The sequence below is a fragment of the Streptomyces hazeniae genome (genome assembly GCF_031845485.1).
GTDB classification, from domain to species: domain Bacteria; phylum Actinomycetota; class Actinomycetes; order Streptomycetales; family Streptomycetaceae; genus Streptomyces; species Streptomyces hazeniae.
This window is the reverse complement of record NZ_JAVREQ010000208.1, coordinates 1-431: the sequence shown is the minus strand read 5'-3', so window position 1 is coordinate 431 and position 431 is coordinate 1. Positions and strand designations below refer to the sequence as shown.

1 protein-coding gene is annotated in these 431 nt (G+C 67.1%); it reads right to left on the bottom strand.

Annotation, left to right across the window (positions count from 1 at the left end; translation table 11 throughout):
• The coding region (locus tag RM572_RS29355) for an acyl-CoA dehydrogenase family protein (protein ID WP_311676382.1) at window positions 1-431 on the bottom strand (431 nt) is incomplete at both ends.

Genomic DNA, 431 nt, shown 5'->3' with positions numbered 1-431 from the left:
GGTCAATCCCTTGCGCCGATTTTCCGGGTCGGTGGACGTCCGGGCCACCACGACCACCAGATCGGCCTGGATGCCACCGGTGATGAACGTCTTCGCGCCGTTGAGCACGTACTCGTCACCGTCGCGTACCGCGGTGGTGCGCATGCCGGCCAGGTCCGATCCGGTGCCCGGTTCGGTCATCGCGACCGCGGTCAGCAGCGTGCCCGCCGCCAGCCCGGGGAACCAACGCTGCCGCTGCTCTTCGTTCGCGTAGTGCAGGAAGTACGGCAGGATCACCTCGAGCTGCGTGCGCACCGTCGACAACGTCACCAGGGCGCGGGCGGCCTCCTCCTGGAGCACCACGTTGTACCGGTAGTCGTCGATGCCGGCGCCGCCGTACTCCTCGGGAATCGCCATACCGAGCATGCCGAGTTCACCCATGTGCTTGAAGA